This is a genomic window from Terrabacter koreensis, from assembly GCF_054783315.1.
In genome coordinates this window covers 1,089,850-1,109,199 of sequence record NZ_BAAGQU010000004.1, presented here as the reverse complement: position 1 = coordinate 1,109,199, position 19,350 = coordinate 1,089,850, and the positions used below count along the sequence as shown (strand labels likewise).

At 71.5% G+C, this 19,350-nt stretch carries 16 protein-coding genes; 5 read left to right on the top strand and 11 right to left on the bottom strand.

Annotated features, from left to right (window positions below):
* Together gatA and gatC are read right to left on the bottom strand one after the other, a co-directional pair.
* Positions 1–1,530, bottom strand: coding sequence for an Asp-tRNA(Asn)/Glu-tRNA(Gln) amidotransferase subunit GatA (gene gatA, locus ACYVNR_RS07905; protein WP_461048294.1), 1,530 nt, complete (start codon positions 1,528–1,530; stop codon positions 1–3).
* A 127-nt stretch (positions 1,531–1,657) separates the two neighbouring features.
* Entirely contained in the window at positions 1,658–1,954 is a 297-nt protein-coding gene (gene gatC / locus ACYVNR_RS07900) for an Asp-tRNA(Asn)/Glu-tRNA(Gln) amidotransferase subunit GatC (RefSeq protein ID WP_045188526.1), read from the bottom strand.
* Positions 1,955–2,109: 155 nt separating this feature from the next.
* Between gatC and ACYVNR_RS07895 the strand changes: the two genes are divergently transcribed.
* Positions 2,110–2,718: a hypothetical protein gene (locus ACYVNR_RS07895; RefSeq protein ID WP_461047666.1), complete on the top strand. Its 609-nt coding sequence runs from the start codon at positions 2,110–2,112 to the stop codon at positions 2,716–2,718.
* Positions 2,719–2,776: 58 nt separating this feature from the next.
* Here the strand turns inward: ACYVNR_RS07895 and ACYVNR_RS07890 are convergent, their stop codons facing one another.
* From ACYVNR_RS07890 to ligA, 6 genes are all read right to left on the bottom strand, one after another.
* Entirely contained in the window at positions 2,777–3,796 is a 1,020-nt protein-coding gene (locus ACYVNR_RS07890; protein WP_458798341.1) for a branched-chain amino acid ABC transporter permease, read from the bottom strand.
* Entirely contained in the window at positions 3,793–4,662 is an 870-nt protein-coding gene (locus ACYVNR_RS07885; RefSeq protein WP_458798342.1) for a branched-chain amino acid ABC transporter permease, read from the bottom strand. Before ACYVNR_RS07885 ends, ACYVNR_RS07890 begins: the two co-directional genes overlap by 4 nt.
* 100 nt (positions 4,663–4,762) lie before the next feature.
* Complete coding sequence (locus ACYVNR_RS07880; protein ID WP_045188521.1) at positions 4,763–6,010, bottom strand: ABC transporter substrate-binding protein; 1,248 nt, start codon at positions 6,008–6,010, stop codon at positions 4,763–4,765.
* 104 nt (positions 6,011–6,114) lie between these two features.
* On the bottom strand, positions 6,115–6,882 hold the full coding sequence (locus ACYVNR_RS07875; RefSeq protein WP_461047665.1) for an ABC transporter ATP-binding protein: 768 nt from the start codon (positions 6,880–6,882) through the stop codon (positions 6,115–6,117).
* Positions 6,875–7,639 (bottom strand): ABC transporter ATP-binding protein, encoded by a 765-nt coding sequence (locus ACYVNR_RS07870; RefSeq protein ID WP_461047664.1) that lies wholly within the window; start codon positions 7,637–7,639, stop codon positions 6,875–6,877. Before ACYVNR_RS07870 ends, ACYVNR_RS07875 begins: the two co-directional genes overlap by 8 nt.
* Positions 7,640–7,921: 282 nt before the next feature.
* Positions 7,922–10,069: an NAD-dependent DNA ligase LigA gene (gene ligA / locus ACYVNR_RS07865; protein ID WP_461047663.1), complete on the bottom strand. Its 2,148-nt coding sequence runs from the start codon at positions 10,067–10,069 to the stop codon at positions 7,922–7,924.
* A 137-nt stretch (positions 10,070–10,206) separates the two neighbouring features.
* On the opposite strand from ligA, the gene ACYVNR_RS07860 reads away from it, so the two are divergent.
* Both ACYVNR_RS07860 and ACYVNR_RS07855 read left to right on the top strand, forming a co-directional pair.
* On the top strand, positions 10,207–11,718 hold the full coding sequence (locus ACYVNR_RS07860) for a long-chain-fatty-acid--CoA ligase (RefSeq protein WP_461047662.1): 1,512 nt from the start codon (positions 10,207–10,209) through the stop codon (positions 11,716–11,718).
* A gap of 293 nt (positions 11,719–12,011) precedes the next feature.
* The gene (locus tag ACYVNR_RS07855) at positions 12,012–13,211 is read left to right on the top strand and encodes a L,D-transpeptidase (protein ID WP_461047661.1); all 1,200 of its coding nucleotides are present in this window, start codon (positions 12,012–12,014) and stop codon (positions 13,209–13,211) included.
* A 76-nt stretch (positions 13,212–13,287) separates the two neighbouring features.
* Here ACYVNR_RS07855 and ACYVNR_RS07850 read toward each other — a convergent pair whose 3' ends face one another.
* Positions 13,288–14,268, bottom strand: a complete 981-nt coding sequence (locus ACYVNR_RS07850) for a uroporphyrinogen decarboxylase/cobalamine-independent methonine synthase family protein (protein WP_461047660.1) — start codon at positions 14,266–14,268, stop codon at positions 13,288–13,290.
* 115 nt (positions 14,269–14,383) lie between these two features.
* Between ACYVNR_RS07850 and ACYVNR_RS07845 the strand changes: the two genes are divergently transcribed.
* Complete coding sequence (locus ACYVNR_RS07845; protein WP_461047659.1) at positions 14,384–15,277, top strand: GNAT family N-acetyltransferase; 894 nt, start codon at positions 14,384–14,386, stop codon at positions 15,275–15,277.
* A gap of 57 nt (positions 15,278–15,334) precedes the next feature.
* Here the strand turns inward: ACYVNR_RS07845 and mnmA are convergent, their stop codons facing one another.
* Together mnmA and ACYVNR_RS07835 are read right to left on the bottom strand one after the other, a co-directional pair.
* Positions 15,335–16,441 (bottom strand): tRNA 2-thiouridine(34) synthase MnmA, encoded by a 1,107-nt coding sequence (gene mnmA / locus ACYVNR_RS07840; RefSeq protein WP_461047658.1) that lies wholly within the window; start codon positions 16,439–16,441, stop codon positions 15,335–15,337.
* 7 nt (positions 16,442–16,448) lie between these two features.
* Positions 16,449–17,639 (bottom strand): cysteine desulfurase family protein, encoded by a 1,191-nt coding sequence (locus tag ACYVNR_RS07835; RefSeq protein WP_082080723.1) that lies wholly within the window; start codon positions 17,637–17,639, stop codon positions 16,449–16,451.
* Between the two features lie 144 nt (positions 17,640–17,783).
* Between ACYVNR_RS07835 and ACYVNR_RS07830 the strand changes: the two genes are divergently transcribed.
* Entirely contained in the window at positions 17,784–19,289 is a 1,506-nt protein-coding gene (locus tag ACYVNR_RS07830) for a S8 family peptidase (protein WP_461047657.1), read from the top strand.
* Positions 19,290–19,350: the final 61 nt, after the last annotated feature.

Genomic DNA, 19,350 nt, shown 5'->3' with positions numbered 1-19,350 from the left:
TCAGGCTCCCTTCACAGCAGCGGCGTCGCCCAGCGCGGGCGCGCGGTCGAGGATCGGACCGCCCCAGCGGTCGACGAGGGCGGCCTCGAGGGCGGCGCCCACCGAGTAGAGCCGCTCGTCCTTCGTCGCGGGGGCAAGGATCTGGATGCCGGCCGGCAGGCCGTCCTCGTCGGCGAGGCCGGACGGGATCGACATGCCCGGCACCCCGGCGAGGTTGGCCGGGATGGTGGCGATGTCGTTGAGGTACATGGCCATCGGGTCCTCGAGCTTGTCGCCGAGCTTGAAGGCCGTCGTCGGCGCGGTCGGGCTGACGAGCACGTCGACCCGTCCGTACGCGTTGTCGAAGTCCTGCGCGATGAGCGCGCGCACCTTCTGCGCCGAGCCGTAGTAGGCGTCGTAGTAGCCGGAGCTGAGGGCGTACGTGCCGAGGATGATCCGGCGCTTGACCTCGGGGCCGAAGCCGGCGTCGCGGGTTGCGGCCATGACCTGCTCGGCGCTCGGGTCGTCGACGCCCTCGGGGAGCACCCGCAGGCCGTAGCGCATCGCGTCGAACTTCGCGAGGTTGCTCGAGGCCTCGCTCGGCAGGATGAGGTAGTAGGCCGCGAGGGCGTACTCGAAGTTGGGGCAGCTGACCTCGACGACCTCGGCCCCGAGCTCCTGGAGGAGGGCCACGGACTCGTCGAAGCGGGCGCGGACGCCGGGCTGGTAGCCCTCGCCGCCGAGCTCCTTGACGACGCCGATGCGCATGCCCTTGACGTCGGCGGCGCGGGCGGCCTCGACGACGGGCGGCACGGGTGCGTCGATCGAGGTCGAGTCCATGGGGTCGTGCCCGCCCATGACGGCGTGCAGCAGTGCGGTGTCGAGCACCGTGCGCCCGCACGGGCCGGCCTGGTCGAGCGAGCTGGCGAGGGCGACGAGACCATAGCGGGAGACGCCGCCGTAGGTCGGCTTGGTGCCGACGGTCGCGGTCACCGCGGCGGGCTGGCGGATCGAGCCGCCGGTGTCGGTGCCGGTGGCGAGCGGCGCCTGGAACGAGGCGAGCACCGAGCTCGAGCCACCGCCCGACCCGCCGGGGATGCGCTCGAGGTCCCACGGGTTGCGCGAGGGGCCGTACGCGGAGTGCTCGGTCGAGCTGCCCATGGCGAACTCGTCCATGTTCGTCTTGCCGAGCATCGGCAGGCCGGCCTCGCGCAGCTTCGTGACGACGGTCGCGTCGTAGGGCGGGATCCACCCCTCGAGCATCTTGCTGCCGCACGTGGTCGGCACGCCCTTCGTCGTCATGACGTCCTTGACGGCGATGGGCACGCCCGCCAGCGCGCCGAGGCTCTCGCCGGCCCTGCGGCGCTCGTCGACCTCCCGGGCCTGCGCGATGGCACCCTCAGTGTCGACGTGGAGGTAGGAGTGCACCTGGCCGTCGACCGCGGCGATGCGTTCGAGGTGCGCCTGCGTCACCTCGACCGAGGAGACGGTGCCGGCGGCGAGGGCGTCGGCGAGTGCCGAGGCAGTGGCCCGGGTGAGGTCGGTTGGCAGGTCGGTCACGTCAGTGCCTTCGTGTTCGGTTCTGCTGCAGGGGGTTTCGTGGTGCCCACGAGAGGGCGTATGCCGCGGGGCTCGGCCCGGCGGCATACGCGGGCGTCGCGGGGCGGCTGGTGAGGGGTCAGTCCTCGTCGAGGATGCGCGGCACGGAGAAGCGCTGCTGCTCGGCCTCGGGGGCGCCGGCGAGTGCGGCCTCGGCACCGAGGGTCGGGCGCACGACGTCGGGGCGGGTGACGTTGGTCAGCGGCATGGGGTGCGACATCGGGGCCACACCGTCGGTCGGGGCCTGCTGCACCTTGGCCACCGACTCGAGGATGACTCCGAGCTCACCCACCATGCGGTCGAGCTCGGCGTCGGAGAGCTCGATGCGGGCGAGGCCGGCCAGGTGGGCTACGTCGTCGCGGGACAGGGAGGACATGCGGGCCAGTCTATGGGTCACGCACACCGGCCTCGAACCGGTGTCCGGACGCCTCCCGAGCACGAAATCGCGGCCCGGGCCGTGTCCTGCAGGGGGTCTGGCTCGTTGAGCCGCGAGAGCCTCGAGAGCCACGAACAGCCAAGGAGAACCCCTCGATGACGAGCACGGCCAGCAGCACCTCCTCGAGCCCGGCGGACCCCACGCCCGGCGCTGACCCGAGCGCCGCCACCACCGCGCGCGAGCACCACCCCGGCGACGCCACCGTGACCGAGCAGCCGGTGACGCCCCGGTTCACCGACCGAGCAGCCGCCCGGGCGGCGCAGGAGGCGCAGGCGTCGCAGGCGTCGCCGACGACGGGGTCCGCCAGCACCGCGTCGACCGTCGCCGCCGACCCTGCCAGGGTGCGCCGCTCCCCCGACCTCAGAGCGGGCGCCCGCCGTGCCGCCACCCTCACGAAGACGGGCGTCAACCGGCTGCGCACGCTGCTCGGCGAGATCGTGTGGGTCGTCTGCCTGCTGGCCGCCGCCGCCCTGCTGGTCGGGGCGGCTCTCGTCGTGCTCGAGGCCAACACGGGCAACGCCCTGGTTGCTGGCGTCCTCAAGGCTGCCGACTGGGCCGACCTCGGCGTCTTCAGCCGGACCGCGGGCATCAAGCAGTTCACGGGCGAGAACGCCCTGGTCAAGAACACCTTCGTCAACTGGGGCCTCGGCGCCGTCGCCTGGCTCGTCGTCGGCCGCGTGGCGCGCCGTTTCCTGACCCCCTGAGCACATGGTCGGAGGTGCTCTCCGGGTGAACCACCGGGAGAGCACCTCGAACCTGACGTCAGTCTCGGGCGCGCTTGCGGCGGTCGAGGACGTACCTGCGCAGCACGTTGCGACCGGTGCCCCAGATGCCGTGGCGGAAGAGCAGCACGATGAGCACGAAGATCGAGCCCGTGATGAGGCCGATCCCCTCGAAGCCGGAGCTGGCGAGGAAGTCCTCGAGCGTCACGACGACGCCGGCACCGACGAGTCCGCCCCAGAGGGTGCCGATGCCGCCGAGCACGGTGACGAGCACGACCTTGCCCGACGTCGTCCACATCAGCTCCTGCAGCGACGCGAACTGGTGGCTGATCGCGAAGACCCCACCGGCCAGCCCCGCGAGACCGGCTGAGATGACGAACGCCTTGATCTTGAACCGCTCCACGTCGTAGCCGAGCGCGCGGGCGCGGGCCGGGTTGTCGCGTACGGCCGTGAGCACGCGGCCGAACGGCGAGTTGACGACCCTCCAGGCGATGAAGATGCCGACGAGGATCATCGCGGCACCGACGTAGTAGAAGTAGAACGAGTCCTCCTCCACCAGCTCGATGCCGAAGAAGCTGCGCGGGATGCCCTGCAGGCCGTTCTCGCCGCCGGTGAGGTCGCGGGCCTGGTTGGCGATGAAGTAGAGCATCTGCGCGAACGCCAGCGTCACCATCGCGAAGTAGATGCCCGTGCGGCGCACCGAGAGGTAGCCGATGGGCCACGCGATGAGCATCGCGAACACGGCGCCGCCGAGGACCGCGACCGGGAACGGGACGCCCCAGTGCGTGGCGATGAGACCGGTGCAGTAGGCCGACCCGCCCCAGAACGCCGCGTGCCCGAAGCTCAGCAGCCCGGTGAACCCGAGCAGCAGGTCGACGCTGATCGCGAAGAGCCCCCAGCAGAGGATGTCCATCGCGACGGGTGGGTAGATCCAGTACGGCAGCAGCACGAGGACCGCGAGGCCACCGAGCAGCATGAGGTAGCGCAGCGGGTTGCGACGCGACAGGATCGAGGGCTGGGCCAGGTCGACGTCGACCTTGGCGGTCATCTGCTCGCTCATGCGACCTCCTCCCGTCCGAAGAGCCCGGAGGGCCGGACGAGGACCACGAGCGCCATCAGCACGAAGATGACGATCTGGGCGTACGTGGGGGCGTAGGCGATGCCGTAGGCCTCGACGAGTCCGACGAGGAACCCTGCGACCACCGCACCGAGGATGCTGCCGAGGCCGCCGATGACGACGACCGCGAACAGGATGATGATGAAGTTGCTGCCCATCTCGGCCGTGATGGCCCGGGTGGGCGCGGCCAGCACGCCGGCGAGCCCGGCGAGCGCGATGCCGAAGCCGAAGACCGGGGTGACCCAGCGGCCCACGTTGATGCCGAGCGCGCGGGTGCGCTCGGGCGCCTCCGTCGACGCCCGCACGATCATGCCGATGCGCGTCTTCGTCAGCAGCAGCCCGACGGCCACGCAGACGACGACGGAGAAGAGGCACGCGAAGATCGCGTAGACCGAGAGGTTGACGCTGCCGACGCTGACCTGCCCACCCAGCCCGGCCGGCACCTCGTAGGGCAGGCCCGAGACGCCGTACTTCTGCTTGACCGCCTCGACGAGGATCAGGGTCAGGCCGAAGGTGAGCAGGAAGTTGTAGAGCGGGTCGAGGGCGAGGAGCCAGCGCACGAGCAGCCGCTCCATCAGCACCCCGAACCCGAACATGAGGATCGGCACGACGACGAGCGCGACCCAGAAGCCGACGTGCAGCTCGGCGAGCAGCACCGCGGAGATGACGGCGCCGAGCATGTAGCAGGCGCCGTGGGAGAAGTTGACGACCCCGAGGACGCCGAAGATGACGGCCAGGCCCAGCGCGGACAGCGCGTAGAAGCCGCCGGCGGCCAGACCCTGGAGGGTGTACTGGAGGAATGCGCTCATGTCTCTCGCTCGCTCGCGGTCGATCGGGCTGGGACGGACCCTGCCGTATGCCGTCCGGTGCGGCCTCGTGGGACGCGGCCGGACGGCATACGGCCTCGGGTCAGCCCATCTTGCAGGCGGGGTTCGCCTCGCCGTACGCCTCGGCGGCGGGGATCGTCTTGACGATGTCCTCGTAGTCCCACTCCTCGGGTGCGGAGCTCTTGACCTTGGCGAGGTAGACGTCGTGCGTGACGGCGTGGTCGGCCTTGCGGACCTCACCGTTGCGGAGGAACACGTCGTTGATCTTCTTGCCCTCGAGCTTGCCCACGACGGCGTCGGCGTCGTCGGTGCCGGCCTCCTGGACGGCCTCGAGGTAGTTCATCGCGGCCGAGTAGTTGGCAGCGTGGGCGAACGACGGACGGGTGTTCGTCTTCTCCTTGAAGCGGTCCGCCCACTTCTTGTTCTGGTCGTCGAAGTTCCAGTACCACGCGTCGGTGAACTGGGTGCCGGCGAACTGGTCGACACCGAGCGAGTGGATGTCGGTGATGAACATCAGGCCGACGGCGAGCTGCGCCTTGCCCTTGAGCGAGCTCTGGTTGAACTGCTTGACGAAGTTGATGAGGTCGCCACCGGCGTGCATCGAGCCGATGACCTTGGGGCTGCCCTCACCGGCCTTGGTGATGAACGTGGCGAAGTTGTCGCTCGGGAACGGCGACGCGATCGACTGGCCCACCGATCCGCCGGCGGCCGTGACCTCCTTCGTGAAGGACTTGTTCATGTCCTGGCCGAAGGCGTAGTCGGGGTAGACGATGTTCCAGCTCGTCCCGCCCTCCTTGGTGATGGTGCCGGCGGTGCCGCGGGCGAGCATCGCGGTGTTGTAGGCCCAGTGGAACGTGTACTTGTTGCAGCTCTCGCCGGTGAGCTTGGTCGTGCCGGCGCCGATGTTGATGTAGAGCTTCTTCTTGTTGGCGGCCTGGGTCGCGACGGCGAGCGCGGCCGCCGAGTTCGGCACGTCGAGGATGATGTCGGCCTTCTGGCGGTCGTACATCTCCTGCGCCTTGGAGTTGGCGACGTCGGCCTTGTTCTGGTGGTCGGCCGTGACGATCTCGATGGTCTTGGCGACGGCCTTGTCGCCGTACTTCGCCTTGTAGTCGGCGATGGCGAGCTCGATGGCCGTCTTCGAGTTGGGGCCGGAGAGGTCCTTGTAGACGCCCGACTGGTCGTTGAGCAGGCCGATGACGATCTTGTCGTCGGTGAGCTTGCCCGAGCCGCCCGACTGCGGGCCGCCGGCGCCGCTGCCGCACGCGGCGAGCGCGAGGGAGGCGGTCGCCGCGATGGCGACGGTGCCCTGGACTGTCCTGCTACGCATGTCCCCTCCTGGGGTGTGACGAGATGTGAGGTGGTGCGGTGACGTGGTGCGGTGAGGTGCTGGTGGTCCGGCCGGTGCGACCCGCGGACGGGCCGACCGGGCGGCTACATCCCGAGATAGGTGAGCAGCTCGCTCTCGCGAGCCCGGAAGTCGTCGTTGCCGAGGTGCTCGACGACCTTCCCCTGCGCCAGCAGGTAGTGCCGGTCGGCGACCGTCGAGGCGAACTTGACGTTCTGCTCGACGAGGAGCACGCCGACCCCCTGGCCCTTGATCTCGCGGATGATCTCGCCGATGCGCTGGACGATGACGGGGGCCAGGCCCTCGCTCGGCTCGTCGAGCAGCAGCAGGCGCGAACCCATCCGCAGGACCCTGGCCATGGCGAGCATCTGCTGCTCGCCACCCGACAGCTTCGTGCCGGGGAAGTCGCGTCGTTCGTGGAGCACCGGGAAGAACTCGTAGACGCGCTCGAGCGGCCACGCGTCGGCGTGGACGACGGGCGGCAGCAGGAGGTTCTCGGCGACGGTGAGGCTGGCGTAGATGCCGCGGTCGTCGGGCACCCAGCCGATGCCGGCACGCGCGCGGGCGTCGGCCGACCTCCGCGTGAGGTCGGTGCCGTCGAGGCTGATCGTGCCCTCGATCTGGCGGTGCAGGCCCATGACCGACCGCAGGAGGGTCGTCTTGCCGGCACCGTTGCGACCGACGAGAGTGACGACCTCGCCGGGGGCGACGTCGATCGCCACGTCGGTGAGCACACGCGCCTCGCCGTACCAGGCGGACAGCCCGGTGACCTCCAGCATGCGGGAGGAGCCTTGCGCTGCAGGGGTCTCGGCAGCCGCGCCGGTGCGCTCGGTGGTGGTGGTCTCGTCACTCATGGGTGGCTCCGAGGTAGGCCGTGATGACGCGCTCGTCGGCGCGCACCTGCTCGTAGGGACCCTCGGCGAGGATCTGTCCGGACTGGAGCACGGTCACCTGGTCGGCGAGCGAGCCGACGACGTGCATGTTGTGGTCGACGAAGACGACGGTGCGCCCGGCCGACAGCTGCTTGACGAGGGCGATGGTTCGGTCGACGTCCTCGATGCCCATGCCGGCCGTCGGCTCGTCGAGGAGGAGCAGCTTCGGGTCGAGGGCCATCGCGATGGCGAGCTCGAGCGCGCGCTTCTGCCCGTACGCGAGCGACGAGGCCGGCGCGCCCGCGCGGTCGGCGAGACCGACCTGCTCGAGCAGGTCCATGGCCCGGTCCTTGAACGTCGCCATGCGGGTGACCGAGCGCCACCACTGCTTGCCCATGCCGGTGGGGCTGGCGAGGGCGAGCTCGAGGTGCTCACGCAGGGTCATCGCCTCGAACAGGCTCGTGATCTGGAACGAGCGGGCGATGCCGAGAGGGGCGATCTGCTCCGGCGCCCGGCCGGTGATGTCCTGCCCGTCGAAGGTGACGGTTCCGGAGGTCGGGGTGAGGAAGCCGGTCAGCAGGTTGAACAGCGTGGTCTTGCCCGCACCGTTGGGGCCGACGAGGGCGTGAACAGTGCCCTGCGCCACCGTGAGGTCGACGTCCGAGACGGCCCGGAAGCCCCGGAACTCCTTCGTCAGGGCCCTGGTCTCGAGCAACGGGGTACCCGTCAAGATCTGCACCTCCTCGTGCGTCGCGCTCGCTGCGAGCCGACCGGTCGGTCGGCGGCATCTTCCGGTGGTCAGGCTCCGTGGCACGGAACCGGAAACTTCGGGCAAGCCTAGGAGGACCACCTCCCAAAGTGACGGTGGGTACCCACACACCTGCGCTGGATCTGTGGTGCGGGCACACATGAGAGCGCGCGCACCCCTCGCGGGTCGCCGAGCCACCGACGCGCCCGGCCCCACACAGCCGGCCGTGCCGCCGGGGCCGTCCCGGCCCCCGCACGGCGGGGACGGCTCCGATCAGTCGGGCGAGCCGGTCTCGAGGAGCCGGCGAAAGCCGTCCTCGTCGAGGATGGTGAGCCCCAGCTCCTCGGCCTTGGCCGCCTTGGAACCGGCGTTCGCGCCGATGACGACGAAGTCGGTCTTCTTCGACACGGAGCCGGAGGCCTTGCCGCCGCGGCTGATGATCGCCTCCTTGGTCTCGTCGCGCGAGAAGCCCTCCAGCGACCCGGTGACGACGACCGTGCGCCCCTCGAGGGTGCGCTCGACGGAGGTGTCGACCTCGTCGGCCATCCGCACGCCGGCGTCGGCCCACTTGCGCACGATCTCGCGGTGCCAGTCGACCTGGAACCAGGCGGTGACGGCCTCGGCGATGACACCGCCGACGCCCTCGGCCTGGGCGAGCTCGTCCGTCGAGGCGGCCCGGATCGCGTCCAGGGACCCGAAGTGGGTCGCGAGCGCGCGGGCCGCGGTGGGGCCGACGTGCCGGATCGACAGGGCGACGAGCACCCGCCAGAGCGGCTGCGACTTCGCCTTCTCGAGCTCGGCCAGCAGCTTCTCGCCGCCGGCGGACAGGACCCGCCCGTCGACGACGCGGTCGTCGGGATCACTCTTCTTCGCGGCGCGCGTGTAGAGCGGGACCTGCGCGAGCTTCTCGCGCGTGATGCCGTACTCGCCCGCGTGGGGGCTGTCATCGGCCGGCGTGAAGAGGTCGCCCTCGTCGGTGATGATGCCGGAGTCGAGCAGGGCGCTGGACCCCTCCCAGCCGAGGGCCTCGATGTCGAGCCCGCTGCGGGAGGCGAGGGCGAAGACCCGCTCGCGCAGCTGGCTCGGGCACGAGCGGGTGTTGGGGCAGCGGATGTCCTTGTCGCCCTCCTTCTCCGGGGCGAGGGTCGTGCCACAGGCGGGGCACTCGGTCGGCATGACGAACGCCCGCTCGCTGCCGTCGCGCAGGTCGACGACCGGCCCCACGATCTCGGGGATGACATCGCCCGCCTTGCGCAGCACCACGGTGTCGCCGATGAGCACGCCCTTGCGCTCGACCTCGTACGCGTTGTGCAGGGTCGCCTGCTCCACCGTGGACCCCGCCACGACGACGGGCTGCATGACGCCGTAGGGCGTGACCCGGCCGGTGCGGCCGACGTTGACGCGGATGTCGAGGAGCTTGGTGTTGACCTCCTCGGGTGGGTACTTGAACGCGATGGCCCAGCGCGGCGCCCGCGACGTCGCGCCGAGCTGCCGCTGCAGGGGCACCTCGTCGACCTTGACGACGATGCCGTCGATCTCGTGCGCCCGGTCGTGCCGGTGCTCACCGTGGTAGGTGACGAACTTCTCGACGGCAGCGATGTCGTCGAGCACGCGTACCTCGTCGGAGGTGGGCAGCCCCCAGCCGCGGAGGCGGTCGTACGCCTCGCTCTGCCGCTCGATGTCGAAGCCGCGACGGGCGCCGATGCCGTGCACGAGCATGCGCAGGCGGCGGCTGGCGGTGACCTTGGGGTCCTTCTGCCGCAGGGATCCCGCTGCCGCGTTGCGCGGGTTGGCGAACGGCGCCTTGCCCGCCTCGACGAGCCCGGCGTTGAGGTCGGCGAACGCCGCCGTGGGGAAGAACACCTCGCCGCGGATCTCGACGAGCTCGGGCACGTCGTCGCCCGAGAGCCGCTCGGGGATGCCGTCGATGGTGCGGACGTTGTTGGTGACGTCCTCACCGGTGCGCCCGTCGCCGCGCGTGAGCGCGCGGACCAGTCGGCCCTTCTCGTAGAGCAGGTTGATCGCGAGGCCGTCGATCTTCAGCTCGGTGAGGAAGTGCGCCCCCGCCCCGACCTCGCGCTCGACCCGCTCGGCCCAGGTCTGCAGCTCCTGGAAGGAGAACGCGTTGTCGAGGCTCAGCATGCGCTCGACGTGGTCGACCGTCTCGAAGCCTGTCGCGAAGGCCGCTCCACCGACGTTCTGCGTCGGGCTCTCCGGCGTGCGCAGCGAGGGGTGTGACTCCTCGATCTCGTTGAGGCGCCGGATGATCTGGTCGTACTCCCCATCGCTGATCGTCGGCGAATCCTTGACGTGATAGGCGAACTGGGCCGCAGCGGCCTGCTCGGCGAGGTCGGCCCACTCCTGGTGGACCTCGGTCGGGACGTCGTCGGTGACGGGCGTTGGGCCGCTGGTCTCGCTCACGCGACCATCCTGCCAGCCACCCCCGACGACACCGGGCCGTGAGCCTCGGCACGTCGCGCGCCAGGTCTGTTCACCGGGCGACCCAGCAGTAACAATGAACCCGAGCCCAGCGCCCCACCCCCTGCGAAGGAGCAGAGATGACCAACCTCGCCGCCAACCTCGTCGCCACGGCAGGGCGCGTTCCCGACAAGGTCGGGATCAAGCTCGACCAGGCCGAGGTCAGCTGGTCGGCCCTGCACCGGGCCGCAGCGGCCGTCGCGGGACAGCTGCGCGCGGCGGGGCTCGAGCCCGGCGACCGTGTCTCGCTCATCCTGCCGAACGTGCCCGCCTACCCGGTCACCTTCTACGGCACGCTGCTGGCCGGCGGGGTCGTGGTGCCGATGAACCCACTGCTCAAGTCCGGCGAGATCCAGTACTTCTACGAGGACAGCGGCGCCCGGTTCAGCTTCGTCTGGCCCGACTTCGCCGAGGAGGCCGGCAAGGCCGCCGCCGAGACCGGCACGCGCCTCGTCGTGTGCGGTCCGATGGGCCCGGCCGACGGCCAGTTCGACACGTCCGAGACGGCGGCCGCCCCCGTGACCGAGCCGGTCGACCGCGCCGACGACGACACCGCGGTGATCCTCTACACGAGCGGGACCACCGGCAAGCCGAAGGGCGCCGAGCTCACTCACTTCAACCTGCACCGCAACGCCGAGCGCTCGGCGACCGACATCATGCAGATCACCGAGGACGACGTGATCATGGGCTGCCTGCCCCTCTTCCACGTCTTCGGCCTGACGTGCGGCCTCAACACGTCGGTGCAGCGCGGCGCGACCCTGACGCTCATCCCCCGCTTCGACCCCGCCAAGGCCATCGAGGTGCTCGGGCGCGACCACGTGACGATCTTCCAAGGCGTCCCGACCATGTACGCCGCGATCCTCAACCACCCGAACGCCGACCAGGCCGACACGAGCAGCCTGCGCACCTGCGCCTCCGGCGGCTCGGCCATGCCCGAAGCGGTCATGAAGGCCTTCGAGGCGAAGTTCGGCTGCCAGATCCTCGAGGGCTACGGCCTGTCCGAGACGTCTCCCGTCGCCTCGTTCAACATGCCCGACAAGCCGACGAAGCCGGGCACGATCGGCCGCGCGATCCCGGGGTGCGAGATGAAGCTCGTCGACCTCGAGGGCAACGACACCCCGCCCGGCGAGATCGGCGAGATCGCGATCCGCGGCGAGAACATCATGAAGGGCTACTGGAACCGCCCCGAGGCCACGAAGGAGGCCATCCCCGACGGCTGGTTCCGCTCCGGCGACCTCGCCACAGTCGACGACGAGGGCTACTTCACGATCGTCGACCGCAAGAAGGACATGATCATCCGCGGCGGGCTCAACGTGTACCCCCGCGAGGTCGAGGAGGTGCTCTACACGCACCCCGACGTCCTCGAGGCGGCCGTGGTCGGGGTGCCTGACGACCTCATGGGCGAGGAGGTCGGCGCGGCCGTCGTCTTCCGGCCGGGTTCGAGCGCGACGCTCGACGACGTCCAGGCCTACGTCAAGGAGCGGCTCGCGGCGTACAAGTACCCCCGCCGCCTGTGGACGCTCGACGAGCTGCCCAAGGGGCCGACCGGCAAGATCCTGCGCCGTGAGGTGCGCCCGGCCGACGCCTCCTGAGGCCGTGGGCGCGTCTGGGAGGCACTCGAGAAAGCCCCGAGAAGGCCCCGGGAAGTGCCCGGGAACAGCCCCGAACGGCATACCGGCGGGTAGGCTCGGGTGCCCGCGGACGGCCTGCGACACGCGCAGTTTGGACTCGCCGTACGTTTTGGAGTATCAGGTCGCCATCGGTGACACTGGAGCAGGGTCTATCGACGCGCCGCACCCCGTCCCGCCGTGGGACGCCCGGCGTCGCGTCCGTGAAGGGTTTATTGAGCGTGAAGTCGAGCATCCGTACCGCCACAGTCTCGGGGATGGCCATCCTGGCCATGCTGGGCGTGACCGCCTGCAACGCCTCCGCCACGGCCGACAACGGCAAGCCGGCGAGCTCGTCGGCGTCCGCCGGGCCCGACAGCTCCGAGACGTCCACCCCGACGCCCACCACCGACCCGGTCGCCTACACGACGACCCCGGCGGCCGACGCCGACGACGTCGCCGTGGACACGCGGGTGACCGCCTCCGCCGAGAAGGGCACCCTCAAGACGGCCTCGCTGTCCTACGTGAGCAAGAAGGGCAACAAGGTCACCGTCGACGGCACGCTCAAGGACGGCACGTGGACGGCCGGCGACCTGCTCGAGCCCGGCGTCAAGTACACCCTGGCCCTCGAGGCCGAGGACTCCGACGGCCGCACCGACGAGACGACCCGCTCGTTCCGCACCGCGAACCTCACGCTCGACGACCAGGTCTACACCTCGGTCTCCCCCCGCGACGGCGGCACGGTCGGCATCGGCATGCCGGTCGTCATGCGCTTCGACCTGCCGGTCAAGGACAAGGCGAACTTCGAGAAGCACATGGTCGTCACGTCGACGCCTGCGCAGGCCGGCTCCTGGTACTGGCTGTCGTCGAAGGAGGCCCACTGGCGCCCCAAGACGTACTGGAAGCCCGGCACCAAGGTCCACGTCGAGGCGAAGCTCAACGGCGTCTCCGCCGGCGGCGGTCGCTGGGGCGAGCAGTCGCGGACGTCCGACTTCACGATCGGCCGCTCCGTCATCGCCAAGGTGAACCTGCAGACGCACCAGATGGACGTCATGATCAACGGCAAGCTCGCCCGTCGCATCCCCGTCACTGGCGGTCAGCCCGGCTTCATCACCCGCTCCGGCGTCAAGGTGATCATGGACAAGGTCACCAACATCACGATGCGCGCCGAGACCATCGGCCTCAAGAAGGGCGACACCGGCTACTACGAGGACACCCCGGTCAAGTACGCCATGCGCGTCACGAACTCGGGTGAGTTCCTCCACACGGCCCCCTGGTCGGTCAAGGACCAGGGTCACCGCAACGTCAGCCACGGCTGCACCGGCATGAGCGACGCCAACGGCCAGTGGCTCTACGGCCAGACCCGCATCGGTGACGTCGTCGAGACGGTCGGCACCAACCGCCCGATGACCATGGGCAACGGCTACGCCGACTGGAACCTCAGCTGGTCCAAGTGGACGGCGGGCTCGGCGCTCTGAGCCCGCTCCCCCGGCACGGCGAAGGCCGGTCACCCTCGGGGTGACCGGCCTTCGCCGTGCGTGGGCGGCCCGCTGGTCAGACGACGCTGCGCTCGTCCAGCTCGCGCGCGGTCTCGACGGCTGCACGCTGGATGGTGCGGGCCAGCTCGGGGGTGGCAGCGGCCAGGCCGCACGCCGGCGTCACGACGACGTCGGCCAGCGAGGCGGACGGCATACCGATGCGGCGCCAGGCGTCGACGAAGCGCTCGGCGACCGCCTGGGGCCGGGTCAGGCTGCCGTCCGTCGGGATCGCTCCCGCGTGCAGCCGTATGCCGTCCTCGACCGCGACGGCGACGCCCTCCCACCCGCGCGGCCGCAGGAGCGAGGTGTCGACCGACAGGGCCGACGGGCCGGTCGAGCGCAGCAGCGCCAGGGGCGGGTCGGCGGCGCAGCAGTGCAGCACGGTCTCGCCGTCGTGCGCGGCGAGCACGGTCCTGATCCCGGCTGCAGCGACCTGCGGGTCGAGGCTCGGCAGGCGGCCGAAGCCCGAGGAGGTCGGCAGGCGGCCGGCGAGCACGGTGGGCAGCGACGGCTCGTCGACCTGCAGCACGATCTCGGCGCCCGGGACGAGCCGCCGGACGGCGCCGACGTGGAGGCGGACGCCCTCCGCGAGCGACTCGACGAGGTCGCGGCTCGCGCCCTCGTCGACGACCATCCGCTCGCCGCGGCCGAGCCACACGTTCGCGGCGAGCGTCCACGGCCCCACGACCTGGAGCTTGAGTCGACCCGCGTGCCCGTCGAAGGCCTCGGCGAGCTGGTCGAGGTCCTCCCGCAGGAACGCGGCGGTTCGGGCCGCATCGCGCCCGGGGCGGTCGACGAGCCGCCAGCCGACCGGCTGCAGGTCGACCGGCATCTCGACGAGCAGGCCGGCCGTGCGCCCAACCATGTCGGCGCCGGGCCCGCGGGCGGGCAGCTCGGGCAGGTACGGCAGGTGACCGTCGAGGATCTCGCCCACCTGTGCGAGGGCGTCGCGCACGGACGTGCCGGGCCAGGATCCGATACCGGTTGCCAGGGTCACCGCGCCAGCCTATGGGCAGCACGCTGCGGCCCGACGCAGGGGCGGGACCGCGGCCGGCGGGCGGTGTGCGGGAACCGGGGCGACGGACGACCTCGGGCACCCCTAGGCTGGCGCGATGCCGGCCGCACGTCGTGACTTCTCGGGGCCCGACGACCTGCGGGCGATGCAGGCCATGGCGTCGCGGCTGTGGTCCCCCACCAGCAGGTTCCACCCCGGCCAGCTCGCGTGGAGCCGCTACCACCGCCCCGTCGACCCCAACCGGCTGGACGAGGGCGAGGCGATCGCCGTCTGGAGCGACGGCGGCCAGGTCGTGGGCTTCGGCTGGGCCGAGGCACCGGACTGGCTGGAGCTGCAGGTGGCCCCCGACCGCCCGGACGTCGCCGAGGAGCTCGTCGACTGGTTCGAGGAGGTCAGCGACGCCGAGACGCAGTCGGCCCTCGTGATGGAGCACGACGTGGCCGGACCGGCCCTCGCCGCAGCAGGTTTCGAGCCGCAACCCGACGCGTGGTGGTTCACCCACCACACCGTCGCGGTGGGCGACCTCGCCGCGGCGCCCCGCGTGGACGGCTACCGGTTCCGGCACGTCGAGCCGCACGAGGCTCGCGAGCGTGCCGCCGTGCACGCCGCAGCGTGGTCGGACTTCGGGCCGTCGAAGGTCGACGAGACCGCCTATCGGCAGCTCATGGCGGCGTGGCCCTACCGGCACGACCTCGACTGGGTGGCCGTCGACGCGAACGGCCGGATGGTGGCCTCGGTCGTCGTCTGGCTCGACGAGGCCACCGGGGTCGGTCTCGTGGAGCCGGTCGGGTGCGTGCCCGAGCACCGTGGCCGGGGCCTGGCCGGCGCCGTCACCCTCGCCGCGCTGAACCACCTCGGCGCGCTCGGCGGCTCGTCGGCACAGGTCAGCCCGCGGGGCGACGACGACTACCCCGGCCCGCAGCGCCTCTACCGGTCGCTCGGCTTCCGTCCGACCGCGCGCACCCTCACCTGGACGCGCACGCTCGACTGACGACGGCCGGCCGGTCCGACCGAGGGTCGCGACGGCCTGCCCTGCCGCGCTGCGGGCTCAGGCGACGGACGTGCGCTCGAGGCGTGCGGCGGCGATCGTCGAGGAGCCCACCACACGCGTGCCGTCGTAGAGGACGACCGACTGCCCGGGCGCCACCCCGCGGATGCGCTCGTCGAGCCGCACCTCGACGTTCTCGCCATCAGCCCACGCGCGGGCTGGGTACTCGGCACCGTGCGCGCGCACCTGCGCACCCACCTCCACGACTCCCTCCGGCGCCGGGCCGCACCAGCGGGCGTGGTCGCCGGTGAGGGCGTTGACCCCGAGCAGTTCGGCGGTGCCCACGACCACCTGGTTGGTGTCAGGGCGCACCTCCACGACGTAGCGCGGCTGCCCGTCGGCGGCCGGTCGTGAGAGCCCGAGTCCGCGGCGCTGACCGACGGTGTAGGCGAACGCACCGTCGTGGCTGCCGACGACGGCACCGTCGGTGTCGACGATGTCGCCCGGCGCCTGCCCCAGCTCGCGCCCGAGCCAGCCCCGGGTGTCGCCGTCGGCGATGAAGCAGATGTCGTGGCTGTCGGGCTTGTTCGCGACGTAGAAGCCGCGCTCGGCCGCCTCCTGCCGGATCTGCGGCTTGGTGGTGTCACCGAGCGGGAAGAAGGAGCGGGCGAGCTGCTCGGCGTCGAGCACGCCGAGGACGTAGCTCTGGTCCTTCGCCGCGTCGACGGCCCGGTGCAGCTCGCGCCGCACGCCGCCGTCGACGTCCGGCACCTCGACCACCTGGGCGTAGTGACCGGTGGCGACGGCGTCGAAACCCAGCGCGACCGCCTTGTCGAGCAGGGCCGCGAACTTGATCTTCTCGTTGCACCGCAGGCAGGGGTTGGGCGTGCGGCCGGCGGCGTACTCGGCGCGGAAGTCGTCGACGACGTCGCGCTTGAACCGGGCCGCCATGTCCCACACGTAGAAGGGGATGCCCAGCACGTCGGCCACCCGCCTGGCGTCGCCGGCGTCCTCGATGGTGCAGCACCCGCGCGCCGACTCGCGCAGGGTGGCGGCGCTCTGCGACAGGGCGAGGTGCACGCCGACGACCTCGTGGCCCGCGTCGATCATGCGGGCGGCGGCGACGGCCGAGTCGACGCCGCCGCTCATCGCTGCGACGACCCTCACGACGCCCTCACGATGCGGTCGCCTCCCGCGCGCGGCGGGCCCGCTCGATGGCGGCCGGCAGCGCGTCGATGAAGGCGTCGACGTCGGCCTGGGTCGACGTGTGGCCCAGTGTCACGCGCAGCGCCCCACGGGCGTCCGCCTCGGGCACCCCCATGGCGAGCAGCACGTGGCTCGGCTGCGGCACGCCCGCCTGGCAGGCCGAGCCCGTCGAGCACGAGACGCCCGCCGCGTCGAGCAGGTAGAGGAGGGAGTCGCCGTCGCAGCCCGGCACGAGCAGGTGCGCGTTGCCGGGGAGGCGCGTCGTGCCGTCACCCGCGGCCCAGGCGCCGGTGACCCGGATGTCGGGCGAGAGGGCCATCGCCCGCTGGACGAGGTCGTCGCGCAGGGCCACGAGCCTGGCCGACTCGGAGTCGACGGCGGCCGTCGCCTCGACGAGCGCCGTGGCGAAGCCGACGACCGCCGGGGTGTCGAGCGTGCCCGAGCGGACCTGCCGCTCCTGCCCGCCGCCGTGGCTGAGCGGCACGAGCTTCACGTCACGCCGGACGACGAGCGCTCCCACGCCGATGGGGCCGCCGAGCTTGTGCGCGGTCACCGACATGAGGTCGGCCCCGCTGGCGGCGAAGTCGACGGGCAGATGACCGGCTGCCTGGACGGCGTCGGTGTGGAACGGGACGCCGTGCTCGTGCGCGACCTCGGCGATGGCGCGCACGTCCTGGACCGTGCCGACCTCGTTGTTGGCCCACATCACCGACACGAGCGCCACGGAGGCTGGGTCCGCCTCGATGGCCGCGCGCACCGTCGAGGGCTCGACGACGCCTTCGGGCGTGCACTCGAGCCAGGTGACCTTGGCGCCCTCGTGGGCGACGAGGAAGTCGACGCAGTCGAGCACGGCGTGGTGCTCCGTGACACCGACGAGCAGGCGCACCCGGGCCGGGTCGCGGTCGCGGCGGGCCCAGTAGGTGCCCTTGATGGCGAGGTTGTCGGACTCGGTGCCGCCGGACGTGAAGACGACCTCCGAGGGGCGCGCGCCGAGGCAGCGGGCGATCTTCTCGCGCGACTCCTCGACGGCACGCCGGGCCGCCCGGCCCGTGCGGTGCAGCGACGACGCGTTGCCCACGATCCCGAGCTGCCGGGTCATCGCCGAGATCGCGGCGGGCAGCATCGGCGTGGTCGCCGCATGGTCGAGGTACGCAGTCACCCACCGATTCTAGGACGGTCCCGAGCGTGCCCCGTCCGGCCGTCGCGGCCGCTACCCGGGCGTAACCTCGGTCGACCGCGCCTCGTTGGCCCTGCACATCGCCGTCTTCCACTGCAGCAGGACGGCCCTGCAGAGAGGTAACTCATGCGCTCCACCCCATCCCGTCGTCTCCGTCTGGGAGCGGCCACCCTGACCGCCGCCGCCGCGCTGACGTCGGCCTCCGTCGCGGCCGCGTCGCCCGCCCCGCAGGCCGGGCCCGCCACCGCCGTCGGAGGCCTCCTCGGCTCGGCCTCGGCGAAGGCACCCCTCTCGCCGTGGCTGTCGGCCAACTGGTCGAAGCTGTCGGCCGCCACCCCCACGACCGTCATGGTCCACGCCGCCGACGTGGCCACCGCGCGCAAGGCCGCCACGGCGTCCGGGCTCGTCGTGCGCGAGACCTTCGACAAGATCGGCGTCGTCGTCGCCGCCGGCCTGCCCTTGCAGATCGACGCGGTGCGCTCGCAGTCCGGGGTCACCTATGTCGAGGGCAACGAGCCGATCGACATGTTCCTCTCGACCTCCAACACGGCCACGCGCGGCTCCGAGGCCCGTGCGACCCTGACCGGCGCCAACGGCAAGGCCCTCGACGGTTCCGGCGTCAGCGTCGCCGTCATCGACTCGGGCGTCGACCCGACCCACCCGTTCCTCCAGAACGCGAACGGCACGTCGGCCGTCGTCAAGAACCTCAAGATGGTCTGCGACCCGCTCGAGGTGCTCCCCTGCCAGCCCGTCGACGCCGGCAGCCTCGACACCGACCTGCTCGCCGCGGGCGGCCACGGCATGCACGTCTCGGGCATCGTCGCGGGCCGCGACGTGACGCTCTCCGACGGCACGAGGATGCACGGCGCCGCCCCCGGCGCCAGCATCGTCAGCCTCGGCACCGGCGCCGTCCTGCTCATCGTCGGAGCCGACTCGGCCCTCAACTGGGTGCTCGAGAACCACGCCGCCCCGTGCGGCGCCGGCGTGCCGGCCAGCACCTGCCCGCCGATCAAGGTCACGAGCAACTCCTACGGCCCCTCGGGCGGCGGCGAGTTCGACCCGAACTCCGCCACGGTCAAGCTCCAGCGCGCGCTCGTCAAGGAGGGCGTCGTCACGGTCTGGGCCAACGGCAACGACGGTGGCGACGGCTCAGCCAACCTCTCCAACCCGCCCGGCCAGGACCCCACCGGCGGCATCATCTCGGTCGCGTCCTACTTCGACCAGAACACCGGAACCCGCAACGGCACCGTGAGCGACTTCAGCTCGCGCGGCAAGCAGGGCCAGTTCGGCAGCTACCCCGACATCTCGGCCCCCGGTGAGGACATCACGTCGTCCTGCCGCGTCTACCTGCCGATCTGCTCGACCGGTGGCGACCCCCGCGAGGGCGGCGACTACAACACGATCAGCGGCACCTCGATGGCCACCCCGCACATCTCCGGCATCGTCGCGCAGCTCTTCCAGGCCAACCCGAACGCGACCCCGGCTCAGGTCGAGGCGGCGATCAAGTCGACGGCCTACAAGTACTCCGACGGCTCGGCGTACGTGGCCGACCCCACCGGCAACGGCACGACGTCCTTCGACAAGGGCCACGGCCTCGTCGACGTCGTGGCCGCCGCCGCAGCCGTCCGCTGACCGCTCGGGTCGCACACGCGACGGGCACGCGTCCGACCCGCGTCCGAACCGAGAGACGTCA